The 1839-nt window shown below is 50.2% G+C and carries 2 protein-coding genes and 1 pseudogene; all 3 read right to left on the bottom strand.

Annotation, left to right across the window (positions count from 1 at the left end; translation table 11 throughout):
- Positions 1-230: pseudogene (locus HWQ67_RS17455) on the bottom strand (hypothetical protein); the annotation flags it as partial.
- Positions 227-868 (bottom strand): RNA polymerase sigma factor, encoded by a 642-nt coding sequence (locus tag HWQ67_RS17450; protein ID WP_218253973.1) that lies wholly within the window; start codon positions 866-868, stop codon positions 227-229. The gene HWQ67_RS17450 and the pseudogene HWQ67_RS17455, both read right to left, overlap by 4 nt.
- A 39-nt stretch (positions 869-907) precedes the next feature.
- Positions 908-1600, bottom strand: a complete 693-nt coding sequence (locus HWQ67_RS17445; protein ID WP_218253972.1) for a hypothetical protein — start codon at positions 1598-1600, stop codon at positions 908-910.
- Positions 1601-1839: the final 239 nt, after the last annotated feature.

Below are 1839 nucleotides of genomic sequence, written 5' to 3'. Positions count from 1 at the left end.
CTACATGTTGCAGTAGCAGCGGTGATGATGCGCTCGACCAGGTCATCCTTCGGAGGCTCGTAGCGTCTTTGGCAGAGCATGGACTCAAATCCTACCTCTTCACTGTACACACTTGCAGCCTCGGCGGAGTCCCTCAGCAATGCCTCTGCCGCTATGCGCTCATCATCAGGCCATGTCATAAGATTGGCTCCATAGATTAGCAGATTTTCTCTGAATCTTGCAACATTCATCTTGTCCCTCCGTGATATGATGCCATCTTCTCCTTTAACGAACCCTTTGCCCTCATAAGCAACGACTGTAAGGCCTTGAGCGATACGCCGATTATCTCCGCCGCATCCTTATTGCTTACCCCCTCGTAAAAGCACAGGTTCAATGCCATGCGCTGCCTCAGTGGCAATTGCGCTATGCAGTGCTCCAGATAAACCTGCATCCGTCTTGCATCCATAGCGACATCAGGGGTTATGCCGGTATCGGGGACATTCATCATGTCATCCGTAAGCTCAACTGCCCCCGGACGTCTGCTATAGTCGATGCAGAGATTTATGACAACACGATAAAACCATGTCGTGAACCTTGTCTTGCCCGTAACTTTAAAGAGTTGTGGCCTTTCCCACAGTTTAAGGAAGGCCTCCTGCACGATGTCCTGTGCTTCTTCACGGTTTGTGCTGAAGCGATAGGCAATGCGGTAAAACCTCTGACTATGCCGCCGGACAAGTTCCGCAAAGGCACCCTCCTCGCCCCCGGCGATGTGGACAAGGAGGGTCTCATCCTCTACCACATGAGTTTCCTGCATCTCTGCAAATGCTTCAGTGTTTCTTCCGGGAAATCCATGTCTGTCGTTGACCTGTATGTTTAATCCCTGAATCATCAGCCCTTCAGTATATTATACACAATGTAAAGGCCCTTTCTATATTGCGCCACTATACAGGGTTTTACCGCTGAGGTCTGTCACCGTAAGCGTCTTTGAGATTGTCGAGTTATCCCTCGTGAACGTTATGGCATAGATCAGGTTGTTTTTGACGGTAGGGGCAGAGACCAGCCTTCCCGTCAGGGGGATGTTTACAACGGCCGGGGTTGCCGTCAGAGGTAGCGGGATAACGCTTATCGTTGATGTCCCTGTCGTTGATGTTGCACCGGCGCCACTGCCACCCACTGCCACAAGAGCACTGCCATCGCCTGAAAGCACGAGGGAACGAATTTGAATGTCTGAGGTATAGCTCACGGTTGAGCCGTCGATGGTTATTGCCTGAACTACCGAGTTGTTCTGCGCATTCAGCTTTGTCACGTATACTATGCCGTTGGCATCGACAACCGGTTGGTTGTTAAACATGCCTCCACGGTATCCCCTGGAGAAGGGACCGCCCTCTGGTACGCAAGAGGTCTGCGAATTGAACTCCTTGCACGTACCGGTGATAGATTGTCCACTCATGCACGTAAATGTACAACTATCTCCGGCGCTTTTGCCGCTACAGGCATCAGAGACTGCCGCTTTCATAGCCCCTCTCATGGCCCCTCTGGTACCTTCCCAACACATCCCTGAGACCGAAGTTGCGCCAATGCACACCACCGTCAGGATCGTTAATAAAAATTTGTGTCTCATAACCTTAAAACCTCCTGAGTTTGTTTCATGCTCGGAGCCATCTGCCCCTTATCATATGATACGCACGGCAGGGGTAAAAGTCTTCGCGTGTTTTTTGTATCCTATTAAAAAAAAAGCATGGTAAGTTTTCTTTCACGGTTAAACCTTCATGAATAGGAGCACTATTCGCCCCCGCCCATGAAAATTGCGAGAGCCTTATGCATTGTGCCCTGGTTCTACTGCTCTTGACAGTTTTTTCA

Source organism: Candidatus Magnetobacterium casense (assembly GCF_019173545.1).
Taxonomy (GTDB): Bacteria; Nitrospirota; Thermodesulfovibrionia; order Thermodesulfovibrionales; family Magnetobacteriaceae; genus Magnetobacterium; species Magnetobacterium cryptolimnobacter.
This window is presented reverse-complemented; position numbering and strand designations above follow the sequence as displayed.

Bases quoted from the DNA above. Each gene is read 5' to 3' on its own strand.
- HWQ67_RS17450 (WP_218253973.1), bottom strand. From the start codon at position 868: ATGATTCAGGGATTAAACATACAGGTCAACGACAGACATGGATTTCCC.
- HWQ67_RS17445 (WP_218253972.1), bottom strand. From the start codon at position 1,600: ATGAGACACAAATTTTTATTAACGATCCTGACGGTGGTGTGCATTGGC.